General features: G+C 44.1%; 10 protein-coding genes and 6 tRNA genes. 15 read left to right on the forward strand and 1 reads right to left on the reverse strand.

Annotated elements, in window-relative coordinates; genetic code table 11:
- Nucleotides 1–217: 217 nt before the first annotated feature.
- The 10 genes from nagE to SLS51_RS13960 all read left to right on the forward strand — a co-directional run bounded on the left by nagE (nt 218) and on the right by SLS51_RS13960 (nt 6,081).
- On the forward strand, nt 218–1,747 hold the full coding sequence (gene nagE, locus SLS51_RS13915) for an N-acetylglucosamine-specific PTS transporter subunit IIBC (RefSeq protein WP_323839342.1): 1,530 nt from the start codon (nt 218–220) through the stop codon (nt 1,745–1,747).
- Nucleotides 1,748–2,025: 278 nt separating this feature from the next.
- Nucleotides 2,026–2,838 carry a glucosamine-6-phosphate deaminase gene (gene nagB / locus SLS51_RS13920; protein WP_323839343.1) on the forward strand — a complete coding sequence of 271 codons (813 nt, stop codon included), beginning with the start codon at nt 2,026–2,028 and terminating at the stop codon, nt 2,836–2,838.
- Between the two features lie 84 nt (nt 2,839–2,922).
- Nucleotides 2,923–4,083 carry an N-acetylglucosamine-6-phosphate deacetylase gene (nagA, locus tag SLS51_RS13925; protein WP_323839344.1) on the forward strand — a complete coding sequence of 387 codons (1,161 nt, stop codon included), beginning with the start codon at nt 2,923–2,925 and terminating at the stop codon, nt 4,081–4,083.
- Nucleotides 4,084–4,098: 15 nt separating this feature from the next.
- On the forward strand, nt 4,099–5,322 hold the full coding sequence (gene nagC, locus SLS51_RS13930; RefSeq protein WP_323839345.1) for a DNA-binding transcriptional regulator NagC: 1,224 nt from the start codon (nt 4,099–4,101) through the stop codon (nt 5,320–5,322).
- A gap of 151 nt (nt 5,323–5,473) precedes the next feature.
- A tRNA-Met gene (locus SLS51_RS13935) sits at nt 5,474–5,550 on the forward strand.
- A gap of 5 nt (nt 5,551–5,555) precedes the next feature.
- Nucleotides 5,556–5,640 (forward strand) — tRNA-Leu (locus tag SLS51_RS13940).
- A gap of 28 nt (nt 5,641–5,668) precedes the next feature.
- Nucleotides 5,669–5,743 (forward strand) — tRNA-Gln (locus SLS51_RS13945).
- 52 nt (nt 5,744–5,795) lie between these two features.
- Nucleotides 5,796–5,870 (forward strand) — tRNA-Gln (locus tag SLS51_RS13950).
- A gap of 54 nt (nt 5,871–5,924) precedes the next feature.
- A tRNA-Met gene (locus tag SLS51_RS13955) sits at nt 5,925–6,001 on the forward strand.
- Between the two features lie 5 nt (nt 6,002–6,006).
- A tRNA-Gln gene (locus SLS51_RS13960) sits at nt 6,007–6,081 on the forward strand.
- A 345-nt stretch (nt 6,082–6,426) separates the two neighbouring features.
- Here the strand turns inward: SLS51_RS13960 and ubiF are convergent.
- Nucleotides 6,427–7,617 (reverse strand): 3-demethoxyubiquinol 3-hydroxylase, encoded by a 1,191-nt coding sequence (gene ubiF, locus SLS51_RS13965; RefSeq protein ID WP_439126884.1) that lies wholly within the window; start codon nt 7,615–7,617, stop codon nt 6,427–6,429.
- 189 nt (nt 7,618–7,806) lie between these two features.
- Between ubiF and miaB the strand changes: the two genes are divergently transcribed.
- The 5 genes from miaB to lnt all read left to right on the forward strand — a co-directional run bounded on the left by miaB (nt 7,807) and on the right by lnt (nt 13,257).
- Nucleotides 7,807–9,237 carry a tRNA (N6-isopentenyl adenosine(37)-C2)-methylthiotransferase MiaB gene (miaB, locus tag SLS51_RS13970; RefSeq protein WP_323839380.1) on the forward strand — a complete coding sequence of 477 codons (1,431 nt, stop codon included), beginning with the start codon at nt 7,807–7,809 and terminating at the stop codon, nt 9,235–9,237.
- 87 nt (nt 9,238–9,324) lie between these two features.
- Entirely contained in the window at nt 9,325–10,302 is a 978-nt protein-coding gene (locus SLS51_RS13975; RefSeq protein ID WP_439126886.1) for a PhoH family protein, read from the forward strand.
- Nucleotides 10,299–10,766 (forward strand): rRNA maturation RNase YbeY, encoded by a 468-nt coding sequence (ybeY, locus tag SLS51_RS13980; RefSeq protein WP_323839347.1) that lies wholly within the window; start codon nt 10,299–10,301, stop codon nt 10,764–10,766. The genes SLS51_RS13975 and ybeY overlap by 4 nt, the downstream gene beginning before the upstream one ends.
- A 72-nt stretch (nt 10,767–10,838) precedes the next feature.
- Nucleotides 10,839–11,720 (forward strand): CNNM family magnesium/cobalt transport protein CorC, encoded by an 882-nt coding sequence (corC, locus tag SLS51_RS13985; protein WP_036776710.1) that lies wholly within the window; start codon nt 10,839–10,841, stop codon nt 11,718–11,720.
- Between the two features lie 7 nt (nt 11,721–11,727).
- Entirely contained in the window at nt 11,728–13,257 is a 1,530-nt protein-coding gene (gene lnt / locus SLS51_RS13990; RefSeq protein ID WP_323839348.1) for an apolipoprotein N-acyltransferase, read from the forward strand.
- Nucleotides 13,258–13,591: the final 334 nt, after the last annotated feature.

Genomic DNA, 13,591 nt, shown 5'->3' on the forward strand with positions numbered 1-13,591 from the left:
CCCGCGATTAACTCATTAAGTTAATTCAATTAAAAATTTAAACCCGTTTACTACAGATGACTCAATTTATGCAATTTTAAACAATATCGCTACAGTGATCACAATTACTCACTTATGTGTAGCTTTTTATTATTTTTCAACTAAAAATAAGTTGTATTGCTGTTGTTAATAGCGAGCTATTTTTTCAATAAAATTTCCTACAACTAAGGTAAGCATTATGGGTATATTCAATTACTTGCAACGATTGGGAAAAGCATTAATGCTTCCCATTGCCACGCTTCCCGTAGCAGCGCTTTTGCTACGTTTCGGCCAACCCGACGTATTTAATATTCCTTTCATCGCCAGCGCTGGCGGGGGTATTTTTGAAAACCTTCCGCTGCTATTTGCATTAGGTATCGCGATAGGCTTGGCAAAAGATAATGCTGGCGCTGCCGCGCTGGCAGGTGTCGTCGGTTTTTTAGTACTCACTAAAGCCACGTCAGTCATAGACTCGACTATCAATATGTCTTTTTTCGCAGGTATTATCGCAGGTATTGTTGCCGGTCATTGTTATAACCGTTTTTCAGATACACGCTTGCCAGAGTTTCTTGCTTTCTTCGCCGGTAAGCGATTAGTCCCTATCATGACCGGCATTATTTGTCTGTTCATTGCATGGATATGTGGCTATGTATGGCCATATGTCCAGCACGGTATTGATACTTTCAGCCTTTTAGTATCAAAGAGCGGCATGGCCGGATGGTTTACTTATGGTGTGCTTAACCGCTCTCTCATTCCATTTGGTTTGCACTATATCCTGCATTCTGTTTTCTGGTTTAGTCTGGGTGACTGTCTAAAAATTACTTATGACTTAGCCAGTTCTGTACATAATATCTGCCTGGCGCCGGATGTTGTCCGTTCTCTGACCATCGGCGCAGCGGTTCCAGGTATTGACGGCTCTACTATTACCCAAATAGCCACCGATATGAGCCGCGGCGACTTGAACCGTTTCTTCGCCGGTGATCCACATGCCGGAATCTATATGGCCTGGGCTTATCCTATCTTTATGGGCGGTTTGCCCGGCGCTGCATTGGCAATATATCTTGCAGCACCAAAGGAACGTCGTCCTCAGATTGGCGGAATGCTATTATCCGTCGCTTTGACAGCATTCTTAACCGGTATAACTGAACCAATAGAATTCTCATTCCTATTCCTGGCTCCAGCTTTATATGTTCTGCATGCAATATTGGCTGGTGTTAGCATGGTTATCGTCAATTCATTGGGTATTCTGCATGGCTTTGGATTCTCTGCCGGATTAATTGACCTTGTATTGAGCTGGGGTCTGGCAACCAAGCCTTGGTTGTTAATCCCATTAATCGCCTTGTTCTTTGTGCTGTATTTTGTTTGCTTCACCCTCATGATTCGTATTTTCAATTTACGTACGCCAGGCCGCGAAATTGGAGAAACAACTCAAGCGACTTCCGCCTCCCAAGACAACGAAACAATTCAACATTACATTACCGCTCTTGGTGGCGCACAAAATATTCATACCGTAGACGCCTGCATTACCCGTCTTCGCTTAACCGTTGAAGACAACACGCAATTGGATGAACACCGGTTAAAACAATTAGGTGCAAAAGGCGTCCTGAAAATAGGTAAACAGAGTGTTCAAGTGGTATTGGGACCCCAGGCAGAAAGTATTGCCGGGCAGATACGTACTCAACTCCCCTCAGATCGACCAGACAAAAGGTCGCCAAATAAAAGGTGGTAGTTAAAAAACACTTCGAACTTAAAAGGGAACTCATCTCTCGTTCCCTTTTATTTTTCTTGCAAAAATAAGATCACTTAATAAGTGACAAAAACAGTAAAATCCATCATTCCTCCTATTAATTTTCTGGCTATTTTTTGTATCTTATTTTAATATAAAAAATATCTTTGAAGTACAGTATATCTCTGCTCATAAAAATGATTTAGTATTCACGCGATAAAAAGATTAGTTAATCAACTAATTTATCCAACTACTATAATTTCTTGTTTTAAGAGGCAATTATGAGGCTGATCCCCCTAACGAATGCAAGTGACGTTGGTAAATGGTCCGCACACTATATCGTTAGCAAAATCAATGCATTTAATCCCACCGCCGAGCACCCTTTTATTTTAGGGTTGCCAACCGGCAGTACACCACTGGCAACTTATAAAGAATTAATTGCTCTGCATAAAGCAGGGAAAGTCAGCTTTAGACATGTCGTGACATTCAATATGGATGAATATGTCGGTATTGCCGAAAATCATCCACAAAGCTATCACCATTTCATGCACCAGAATTTCCTTGATCATATTGATATTAAAAAGGAAAATATCAATCTGCTCAATGGTAATGCCTCTGATGTCGAAACAGAATGTCAACGTTATGAAGACAAAATTAAATCTTACGGTAAAATTCATCTATTTATGGGGGGCGTCGGTAATGATGGTCATATTGCTTTCAATGAACCCGCATCATCCCTGACTTCCCGTACACGCATTAAAACACTTACCGTAGAAACCCGCACGGCTAACTCCCGCTTCTTCGATAATGATATTAATCAGGTGCCTAAATACGCCCTGACCGTAGGTGTAGGCACGTTAATGGATGCAGAAGAAATTATGATCCTTGCAACGGGTCTAAATAAGGCCCAAGCCATTCAGGCGGCAATTGAAGGCAATGTTAACCATATGTGGACAATAAGCTGTCTGCAAATGCATCCTAAATCCATCATTATTTGTGACGAACCAGCAACAATGGAATTGAAGGTAAAAACAGTCAAATACTTCCATCAACTGGAAGCAGATATTATCGGCGAATTCGCCAGCAAAAAATAAGAATCTACGCAGCCTGATGCCTCTCTCAGGCTGATTACCGTCATTATCTTCAATCATCATCTCCCGATCCCATAGGAGGCTAAGATGTATGCTTTAACCAACTGCACTATATATACCGGTCACAACAGACTAGATGAGCATGCCGTTATCATTGCAGACGGCTTAATTAAACGAATTTGCCTAACACAAGAGTTACCCGAACATATTGAAAAACGGGATCTAAATGGTGCAATTCTTTCCCCCGGCTTTATTGATCTGCAAGTAAATGGTTGTGGTGGTGTTCAGTTCAACGATCAGTTGGAAAACATTTCAGAAAAAACGCTGGATATCATGCAAAGAACCAATGAACGCTCTGGCTGTACCAGTTACTTACCAACTCTAATTACCAGCACAGACGAATTGATGATGGCCTCTGTTGAGGTAATGCGCACTTATCTTAAACATAATCAGCATCAGGCTTTAGGTTTGCATCTGGAAGGACCTTATCTCAACCCAGCAAAGAAAGGCACTCATAATCCAGAGCTTATCCGTAAGCCTACATCTGAAATGATAAATTTCCTATGCGATAACGCTGATGTCATCACTAAGTTGACCCTCGCACCGGAAATGGTTGAGCAAAAATATATTCAGCAGTTGGTAGAAGCCGGTATTGTTGTTTCTGCCGGTCATTCAAATGCCAGTTATGAAGAGGCCCGACAGGGATTCCAAAACGGAATTACTATCTCAACCCACCTTTATAATGCCATGCCAGCTATTTCGGGACGCCAACCCGGCTTGATTGGCGCTATCTTTGATACACCTGAAATCTATGCTGGAATCATTGCTGATGGTTTGCACGTTTCATGGCCAAATATTCGTAATACTAAGCGTTTGAAAAATGATAAATTAATTTTGGTAACGGATGCGACCGTCCCAGCAGGGCTTGATCCTGCCATCAGTAAAATGGAACATTTCACCTTTGCAGGTAAGGCCATATACTATCGCAACGGATTATGTGTTGATCAAAACGGCGTTCTAAGTGGCTCCTCTCTCACTATGATAAATGCCGTTAAAAATAGCGTTGAACATGTTGGTATTGCACTGGATGAAGCACTGAGGATGGCAACTCTTTACCCTGCCCGCGCAATTGGTGTTGATAAATATCTTGGCACTGTTGAAACCGGGAAAATCGCTAACCTCTGTGTTTTCAGTCACGACTTTAAAATCTGCAAGACCATCATTAACGGAAAAGAAACTGAACTTTGACGGACGAAATAACTGATGAATTATAACAACACACAAAATCAAATTGGTAATATTGACCTTGTAAAGCAACTGAACGGGGCCGTGGTATATCGGTTGATTGATCAACAAGGGCCAATTTCTCGCATTCAAATTGCTGAGCAAAGTCAACTTGCGCCAGCCAGTGTGACTAAAATTACTCGTCAGTTACTTGAACGTGGCTTGATTAAAGAAATCGATCAACAAGCCTCTACCGGAGGCCGCCGCGCCATTTCCATTGTTACAGAAAGTCGTCACTTCCATACTGTTGGTGTCCGCCTTGGCCGCCATGATGCTACTCTTGCTCTTTATGATATGAGTGGCAAGGCATTGGTTGAAGAACATTATCCACTGCCTGAAGCAACTCAGCAAAAAGTTGAAAACCAGCTTATCAACGCAATAGAAAATTTTATCCAGCAAAATCAACACAGAATCCGCGAACTCATCGCTATTTCAGTTATCCTGCCCGGTTTAGTTGACCCAGATACTGGCATCGTTCGTTATATGCCTCATATCAAAGTAACCAACTGGACTCTGGTCGATAACCTGAAAAAACATTTCAACATTAGCTGTTTTGTTGGTCATGATATCCGCAGCTTGGCATTGGCTGAACACTATTTCGGTGCCACCCGTGATTGTGAAGACTCAATACTGGTACGTATCCATCGGGGTACCGGTGCCGGGGTGATTATCAATAGCCAAATACTTCTCAATAATAGAGGAAACTTAGGTGAAATTGGTCATATTCAAATTGATCCACTCGGTGAACGTTGTCACTGTGGCAATTTTGGCTGTCTGGAAACTATCGCCGCTAACTCAGCAATAGAAGCGCGAGTTCAGCATCAATTAAAGCAAGGCTTTCCAAGCCAGCTAACATTGAATAACTGCAATATCAGAGCTATCTGCCAAGCCGCTAATCAAAATGACCCATTAGCATCTGAAGTCATAAAAAGTGTCGGCCATTTCCTCGGCAAAACTATTTCTATTGCGATTAATTTATTTAATCCACAGAAAGTTGTTCTGGCGGGAGAAATTACTGAAGCTCAGAAAGTACTCTTACCCGCTATTCAAAGTTGTATCAACTCTCAGGTCCTGAAAGAATTTCGTCAAGATCTGCCAATTGTTGTTTCTGAATTAGTCCACTGTTCTGCTATTGGCGCCTTTGCTCTGACTAAACGTGCTATGCTTAATGGTGTTCTGTTACAACACTTACTCGAAAGGTAATGTTATTTTTTGTTGATTTTGTCAGCAAAATGCTTATATGCCAAACAAACAAGCGACTTTAAACAGATTTCGAGAAAAAAGCAGTTGACGCATTTAGCTGATATACGCATAATGCGCCCCGCAACGCCGATGAAGGTAATGCAAAAAAGATGGCTACGTAGCTCAGCTGGTTAGAGCACAGCACTCATAATGCTGGGGTCACAGGTTCGATTCCCGTCGTAGCCACCATCTTTGCGGGAGTGGCGAAATTGGTAGACGCACCAGATTTAGGTTCTGGCGCCGCAAGGTGTGCGAGTTCAAGTCTCGCCTCCCGCACCATTCATTCATCGAGTTGTCGTTATTCAGATGGGGTATCGCCAAGCGGTAAGGCACCAGGTTTTGATCCTGGCATACCCAGGTTCGAATCCTGGTACCCCAGCCATAATTCTGATAACACAATTCTGACAACATGTTGTGCAGTGACCACTTTCAGTTGGGGTATCGCCAAGCGGTAAGGCACCAGGTTTTGATCCTGGCATACCCAGGTTCGAATCCTGGTACCCCAGCCATTGGCTGGATGTCGCTCACTGGTATTTTTTAATAGACTTTCTCACATCAAAAAAGGCTACGTAGCTCAGCTGGTTAGAGCACAGCACTCATAATGCTGGGGTCACAGGTTCGATTCCCGTCGTAGCCACCATTTATTGGGGTATCGCCAAGCGGTAAGGCACCGGATTCTGATTCCGGCATTCCCAGGTTCGAATCCTGGTACCCCAGCCATATTTATCAATGTGTTACGTAAAGTGACGTGTTGAAAAAACACACAGAAAGAATAGAAAAAGAATATACAGGTAGAATATCTTTTGGTGTAGAGCGCCACCGAGAGGTGTTTTTTGCTTTCCTGCTTGCTTGTTAATTGCTGCATATACCCTATGGATTTCAAGATGCATCGCGGCGGCAAGGGAACGAATCCCCGGGAGCATAGCAAACTATGTGACCGGGGTGAGCGAATGCAGCCAACAAAGAGGCAACTTGAAAGATGACGGGTATATAAAGAAAAGCAAATTATCCACGCCATAATATAAACTTACGACGTGCTTGTAATCTTCACTACCAGTCTATACGCTACAATCCCAACGCGTACTTAAGCACCGCTTTTTTCATTACGCTAGCCCGTTGAGCTGCCATCAGCGCCAGATTACGAGCAACTTTCAGCCCTGGTAATTCATTACTGAACACGGTGTAAAATAGATCCATTCCAGCTTGCATCATTAGGTTATCCGGCATTCTACGGCGCTGATAACGCATCAATACTTCCAATGAATCCCACTGTTCTGTTAATTCTCTCGCCTTCACCAAAACATCAAGCAGAGTATTCACATCCCGATAACCAAGATTTACTCCTTGCCCGGCCAGTGGATTAATGGTATGAGCTGCATCCCCCAACAATACTAATCCTTCACGCACATAACTGTTAGCATGATGACGAGCCAAAGGAAATGAACCGGCGGCAACGGGAGTCACTTGACCTAGCCGTACAGGAAATGCCTGGAAAATCTCCTGTTCAAGTTGAGCCATTGACATTGCCTGTAATTGTCGTATGCGTGCCGGTTTGTCGTACCACACCAGCGAAGCCCATTGATCAAACAGTGGAAGAAACGCTCTCGGACCAGAAGGAAAAAACTGCTGCCAAGTCATATCCTGCTGTGGCTGTTCTGTTTTTACTGTGATCAACATGCAAGACTGTCTGTACTGCCAGCCACGACTGCCAATTCCTGCCATTTGCCGAACCTGAGAACGAGCACCATCAGCCCCAACAATCAAACGAGCAGCCATCTCCGTTCCATCAACCAGAGTCACTAACCAGCCCACTTTCTGCCACTGCATTGATTGCAATACTGCCGGGCATAGCAAAGTCAAATTGGGATATTTTTCAAACTGCTGCCACAGAGCCAGTTGCAAAATACGGTTTTCAGCCATATAGCCCAACTCAGGCAGACCTAAACTTTGTGCATCAAACACCAAATTAGAATCATTCTGTTCCCAGGTCTCTAATGTACGATACGGCGCACTGCGCATCTGTAATACCGCATCCCATGCGCCAAGTTGTTTGAGCAAATCTACAGAAGCACAACTGATCGCTGATACACGTACATCAGGCTGACTCTGTGCATCATAAGATTGTGGTGGTTGATGATCCAATAAAGCAACTGTCCAACCTTCCTGTGCCAATCCCAATGCTGTTGCAGCGCCGATCATGCCAGCACCGACCACCACTACATCAAAAATCTGTTGTGAATTATTCATATCAACCATGCTATTAACCCATTGATTAGTACAGTGTACCGAATTTTTAATTCTCCGGTAGAGAATATCCTGTTTAACAGTCTGGTCACTGCTCCTGCAAATGACTACAATATCCGACAACTTTATGCCTAATACACAATTGCTTTTGCCGTGTAATAACATTTTTCAACGCGGTAGAAAGCTCGGATGCACAAGAAAATGTCGACGATAAAAAAACTGTATATTAAAACTTGGGGCTGTCAGATGAATGAATATGATTCATCTAAAATGGCCGACCTGCTGGAAAGTACTCACGGTTATCAGTTAACCGATGTCGCCGAAGAAGCAGACATTTTGCTATTGAATACCTGTTCAATCCGCGAAAAAGCACAGGAAAAGGTTTTCCATCAATTAGGCCGCTGGAAAAACCTAAAAGATACTAATCCAGATCTCATCATTGGAGTCGGTGGCTGTGTGGCCTCTCAGGAAGGAGATTTCATCCGTCAGCGTGCTCAATGTGTAGATATTATTTTCGGGCCGCAAACATTGCACCGTTTACCTGAAATGATCAACCAGGTGAAAGGCACCCGAAGCCCGGTTGTTGATATCAGCTTCCCGGAAATCGAGAAATTTGACCGCCTACCAGAGCCACGTGCTGAAGGCCCGTCTGCATTCGTTTCTATCATGGAAGGTTGCAACAAATACTGTACTTTCTGTGTCGTACCTTATACCCGCGGAGAAGAAGTTAGCCGCCCATGTGATGATGTTCTGTTTGAAATCGCGCAACTTGCCGCTCAAGGCGTACGTGAAGTCAACCTTCTCGGTCAGAATGTGAACGCCTATCGTGGCGCCACTTATGATGGTGATATCTGCTCTTTCGCTGAGTTAATTCGTTTGGTCGCGGCTATAGATGGTATTGATCGCATTCGCTTTACGACTAGCCACCCAATTGAATTTACAGACGATATTATTGCCGTTTACGAAGATACACCGGAATTGGTTAGCTTCCTGCATCTACCGGTGCAAAGTGGCTCGGACCGTATTCTCACGTTGATGAAACGCGCACATACAGCCCTTGAGTATAAAAGCATTATCCGCAAACTGCGTAAAGCACGTCCGAATATCTTGATAAGTTCTGACTTCATTGTCGGATTCCCAGGTGAAACCCAAGATGACTTTGAGAAAACCATGAAACTGATCGCTGATGTCAATTTCGACATGAGCTACAGCTTCATCTATTCTGCTCGTCCGGGAACACCGGCAGCCGATCTGCCTGATGACGTCAGTGAAGAAGAGAAAAAACAGCGCCTTTACCTGTTACAACAACGTATCAACCAACAAGCTATGAGCTACAGCCGTGCTCTGTTGGGCAGTGTACAACGTATTCTGGTTGAAGGAACTTCCCGTAAGAATGTGATGGAACTTTCTGGCCGTACCGAAAACAATCGGGTTGTCAACTTTGAAGGCCAGCCTGATATGATTGGCAAATTCGTTGATGTTGAAATTGTTGATGTCTACGCCAACTCACTACGCGGTAAAGTTATCCGTACCGAAGATCAAATGGATCTTCGTATACACGAATCACCTGAGTCCGTTATAGCCCGTACCCGTAAAGAAGACGAAATCGGGGTCGGCACTTATCAGCCCTAAATATAGAGATAATCAGTGACTCAACAAATTCATTCACAAATAGCAACTCAGGAAATCTTCCTCGAACCTGCCGACAATCAGCGCCTAATGAGCCTATGTGGCCCGTTTGATGATAATTTGAAGCAGCTTGAACGCCGGCTAGGTATTGAAATTAACCGTCGGGATAACCGTTTTAAACTGATGGGCAAACTGCTGTGCGTTAGCGCAGCCACCAATATCCTACGGCATTTATATGCGGAAACTTCCCCTGTCCGTGGCGTGATCCCTGATATCAAGCCAGAACAGATTCATCTGGCAATTACCGCGAGCCGGGTTCTGGAGCAAACCGCCGAGAGCATACCCGAATACGGTAAATCCGTTAATATTCGCACCAAACGCGGCATGGTGAAACCACGCACGCCCAATCAGGCACAATATATTGCCAATATTCTTAGCCACGACATTACGTTCGGAATTGGCCCTGCCGGCACAGGAAAAACTTACCTAGCCGTTGCTGCTGCGGTTGATGCACTAGAACGACAAGAGATTCGCCGTATCCTGCTAACCCGTCCGGCTGTCGAAGCAGGCGAAAAATTGGGTTTCCTACCGGGTGACCTGAGCCAAAAAGTGGATCCGTACTTGCGCCCACTCTACGACGCTTTGTTTGAAATGCTCGGTTTTGAAAAAGTTGAAAAGCTGATCGAACGTAACGTTATTGAAGTTGCCCCATTAGCTTATATGCGAGGACGAACCCTGAACGACGCTTTTATTATTCTGGATGAGAGCCAGAATACAACCATCGAACAGATGAAGATGTTCCTGACTCGTATCGGCTTCAACTCCAAAGCAGTTGTTACCGGTGACGTTACGCAGATTGACCTGCCTCGTGGGCAAAAATCCGGCCTACGCCATGCCATTGAAGTTCTATCAGGCGTTGGTGAGCTGAGTTTCAATTTTTTCCACAGTGATGATGTTGTCCGTCACCCGGTGGTTGCCAAAGTCGTCATTGCCTATGAAGAGTGGGAAGCAACCGAGCAAAAACGCAAACAGGCACTCAATGAACAACGCAAGCAGGAAGCACAATGAGTTCAGTAATACTTGATTTACAAATTGCCTGTGAACATTCACAAGGTCTTCCTGAAGAAACCCTATTCCAGCACTGGCTGGATGGGGTTTTACCTCAATTTCAATCTGAAAGTGAAGTCACTATCCGCATTGTTGATGAGTCAGAAAGCCACGATTTAAATCTGACCTACCGTGGGAAAGATAAGCCAACAAATGTGTTATCTTTCCCATTTGAAGCACCACCAGAGGTTGACTTACCCCTGCTTGGCGATTTAATTATCTGTCGTCAGGTCGTTGAAAAAGAAGCGGAGGAGCAACAAAAAACAGTAGAAGAACATTGGGCGCATATGGTGGTCCACGGCTGCCTACATCTGCTGGGCTATGACCATATCGAAGATGATGAAGCTGAAGAAATGGAATCTTTGGAAACAGAAATTATGCAAAAGTTAGGTTATGCTGACCCCTATCTTGCAGAAAAAAAGTAACCATTCGTACCATTTTTATGCTAAAAAATACCAACAATAACTTATTTAATGGGAAATTTTCATTAAAACGCCATGAGCGACGACCATCCTTCAAGTAACGACAACCCTGGCCCTAAGAAAGGGTTTTTCACTCTTCTTCTTAACCAACTTTTTCACGGTGAGCCAAAAAGCCGTGATGAACTGGTGGAACTGATCCGTGACTCTGAACAAAATGATCTGATTGATCCTGATACCCGCGATATGCTCGAAGGGGTAATGGATATTTCCGATCAGCGTGTTCGGGATATCATGATCCCCCGTTCTCAAATCGTTACCTTAAAACGTAATCAAACCCTAGACGAATGTCTGGATGTGATTATCGATTCGGCTCACTCTCGTTTCCCTGTGATCAGTGAAGACAAAGATCATATTGAAGGGATTTTAATGGCAAAAGACCTATTGCCATTTATGCGCACCGATGCCCCACCATTCAGCATAGATAAGGTTCTGCGTCAGGCTGTCGTTGTACCTGAAAGTAAACGGGTTGACCGCATGCTGAAAGAGTTCCGTTCTCAACGTTATCATATGGCCATCGTCATTGATGAGTTTGGTGGTGTATCGGGCCTAGTCACTATCGAAGATATTCTTGAATTGATCGTCGGTGAAATTGAAGACGAATACGATGAAGAAGAAGATGTCGATATTCGTGCCTTGAGCCGTCATACCTATACGGTACGAGCACTGACTCAGATTGAAGACTTTAATGAAGCCTTTAGCACCCAATTCAGTGATGAAGAAGTGGATACTATTGGCGGTCTGGTTATGCAGGCATTCGGTCATTTACCCGCCAGAGGAGAGTCCGTTGATATCAACGGCTATCTCTTTAAAGTTGCTATGGCCGACAGCCGAAGGATTATTCAAGTTTATGTTACGATACCGGACGATGCGCCAATACCTAACCTTGAAGAAGAATAAAATCTGAATGAACAAAGCTTCATTATTAAATTGCCAGCGGCTGCGCGCCTTACTGGCACTGTTTTTTGGAGCCAGTGGAACACTGGCTTTTTCACCCTTTGACTTCTGGCCCGCCGCGATTATCTCCCTGTTTGGACTACAACTTCTGACTTTAAACAGAACACCCCGACAAGCGGCATTTATTGCTTTTTGTTGGGGATTCGGTCTGTTCGGCAGTGGTACAAACTGGGTGTATGTCAGTATTGCTAATTTCGGTGGCATGCCAACCACGGTCAATATTCTGCTAGTCATATTACTTGCCGCCTATCTCTCGCTCTATCCTGCTTTATTCGCTGGCTTGCTCAACCGTTTCTTCGCAAAAACGAACGGGTTGAGGCTGGCTGTAGCAGCACCTGCATTATGGCAACTTACCGAATTCCTACGAGGCTGGATTCTAACCGGTTTCCCTTGGCTACAATTCGGCTACAGTCAATTAGATGGTCCAATGAAAGCTATTGCACCAATTTTGGGTGTTGAGGCCATCACTTTCCTGTTAATGGCTCTCAGCGGGTTATTCGTTCTGGCCGTCATACATCGGAAAATAGTCGCTGGTATTATCGCTATCGCCATTCTGCTATTACCGTGGCCAATGCGCCATTATCAGTGGTACAAACTACTGCCTGAAAAAACAGTTGATGTCGCGCTAGTTCAAGGAAATATCCCACAATCCCTGAAATGGGCCCCTAACATGCTCAACGAAACTATGGACATCTACATGGGCAACAGCCTGCCATACATCGGCAAAATACCGATAATCATCTGGCCGGAATCTGCCATTCCTTCATTGGAAAGTTATCAACGCCACTTTCTAACAAAATTGGATGAACTGTTACGCAATCAACATACCAGCCTTATTACCGGTATTGTCGATGAAAGAGCCGTTGGCGACAGTGATAAGATCTATAACAGCGTGATTGTCCTCGGCGATAAAAGACCTTATCAATATCCAGCAGCTATTCGCTACGATAAATATCATCTGGTACCATTCGGCGAATTTGTTCCGCTGGAATCCCTACTCCGGCCTCTGGCGCCATTCTTCAACTTACCCATGTCTTCATTCAGCCGTGGCAACTACATTCAACCACAGCTTTCTGTTGCAGGATATAACCTGACGGCTGCTATTTGTTATGAAATTATACTGGGTGAACAGGTTCGTGCGAATTTCAAACCAGATACTGAATTCTTACTCACTGTTTCCAATGATGCTTGGTTTGGTGGTTCAATCGGCCCTTGGCAACATTTCCAAATGGCGCGCATGCGTTCCCTTGAATTAGGACGCCCGTTACTACGTGGTACTAATAACGGCATTACAGCCGTTATCCGCCCGGACGGAGAAGTGCAAGCAGCACTCCCACAATTTACCCGTAATGTTTTGGCCGCTAAAGTGACACCCGCAACCGGGATAACACCCTATGCTCGCTGGGGTAACTGGCCGGTATGGATAATTACCGTATTGTTTGCCCTGTTTGCCTTAACATATAACCGCCGTAAAACTTGATCCAAATATCCATATAAGCAAAAGGGAGTGAAACTGCTCCCTTGAGATTGTCGATTGAACATTATTAATCGACCTTATCAACCTATGGAATCGTCTGGCAATTGGAATGAAATATACCCTGCCCAATTCTGCCATTGACCCATGCTAGCCCTCAATAACTGATACCACTCTATGTTATACAAATAACCTACTTAAACAACTTATTGGTATTAATTTTACCCTTCTTTATTATTTTGGCATGCTAATTGCTACTATCCCTATGAATGAAAAGGAAAATAGCTGTTTCACTAACCAAAAATGGGAACATGCACCAAAAAAATGATAATCACGTATC

This window comes from Photorhabdus africana, from assembly GCF_035181445.1.
GTDB classification, from domain to species: Bacteria; Pseudomonadota; Gammaproteobacteria; order Enterobacterales; family Enterobacteriaceae; genus Photorhabdus; species Photorhabdus laumondii.

Excerpts from the sequence above, each read along its gene's own strand:
- nagC (WP_323839345.1), top strand. The coding sequence starts at position 4,099 with ATGAATTATAACAACACACAAAATCAAATTGGTAATATTGACCTTGTA.
- ybeY (WP_323839347.1), top strand. The coding sequence starts at position 10,299 with ATGAGTTCAGTAATACTTGATTTACAAATTGCCTGTGAACATTCACAA.
- lnt (WP_323839348.1), top strand. The coding sequence starts at position 11,728 with ATGAACAAAGCTTCATTATTAAATTGCCAGCGGCTGCGCGCCTTACTG.
- corC (WP_036776710.1), top strand. The coding sequence starts at position 10,839 with ATGAGCGACGACCATCCTTCAAGTAACGACAACCCTGGCCCTAAGAAA.
- ubiF (WP_439126884.1), bottom strand. The coding sequence starts at position 7,617 with ATGGTTGATATGAATAATTCACAACAGATTTTTGATGTAGTGGTGGTC.
- nagE (WP_323839342.1), top strand. The coding sequence starts at position 218 with ATGGGTATATTCAATTACTTGCAACGATTGGGAAAAGCATTAATGCTT.
- SLS51_RS13975 (WP_439126886.1), top strand. The coding sequence starts at position 9,325 with ATGAGCCTATGTGGCCCGTTTGATGATAATTTGAAGCAGCTTGAACGC.
- nagB (WP_323839343.1), top strand. The coding sequence starts at position 2,026 with ATGAGGCTGATCCCCCTAACGAATGCAAGTGACGTTGGTAAATGGTCC.
- nagA (WP_323839344.1), top strand. The coding sequence starts at position 2,923 with ATGTATGCTTTAACCAACTGCACTATATATACCGGTCACAACAGACTA.
- miaB (WP_323839380.1), top strand. The coding sequence starts at position 7,807 with ATGTCGACGATAAAAAAACTGTATATTAAAACTTGGGGCTGTCAGATG.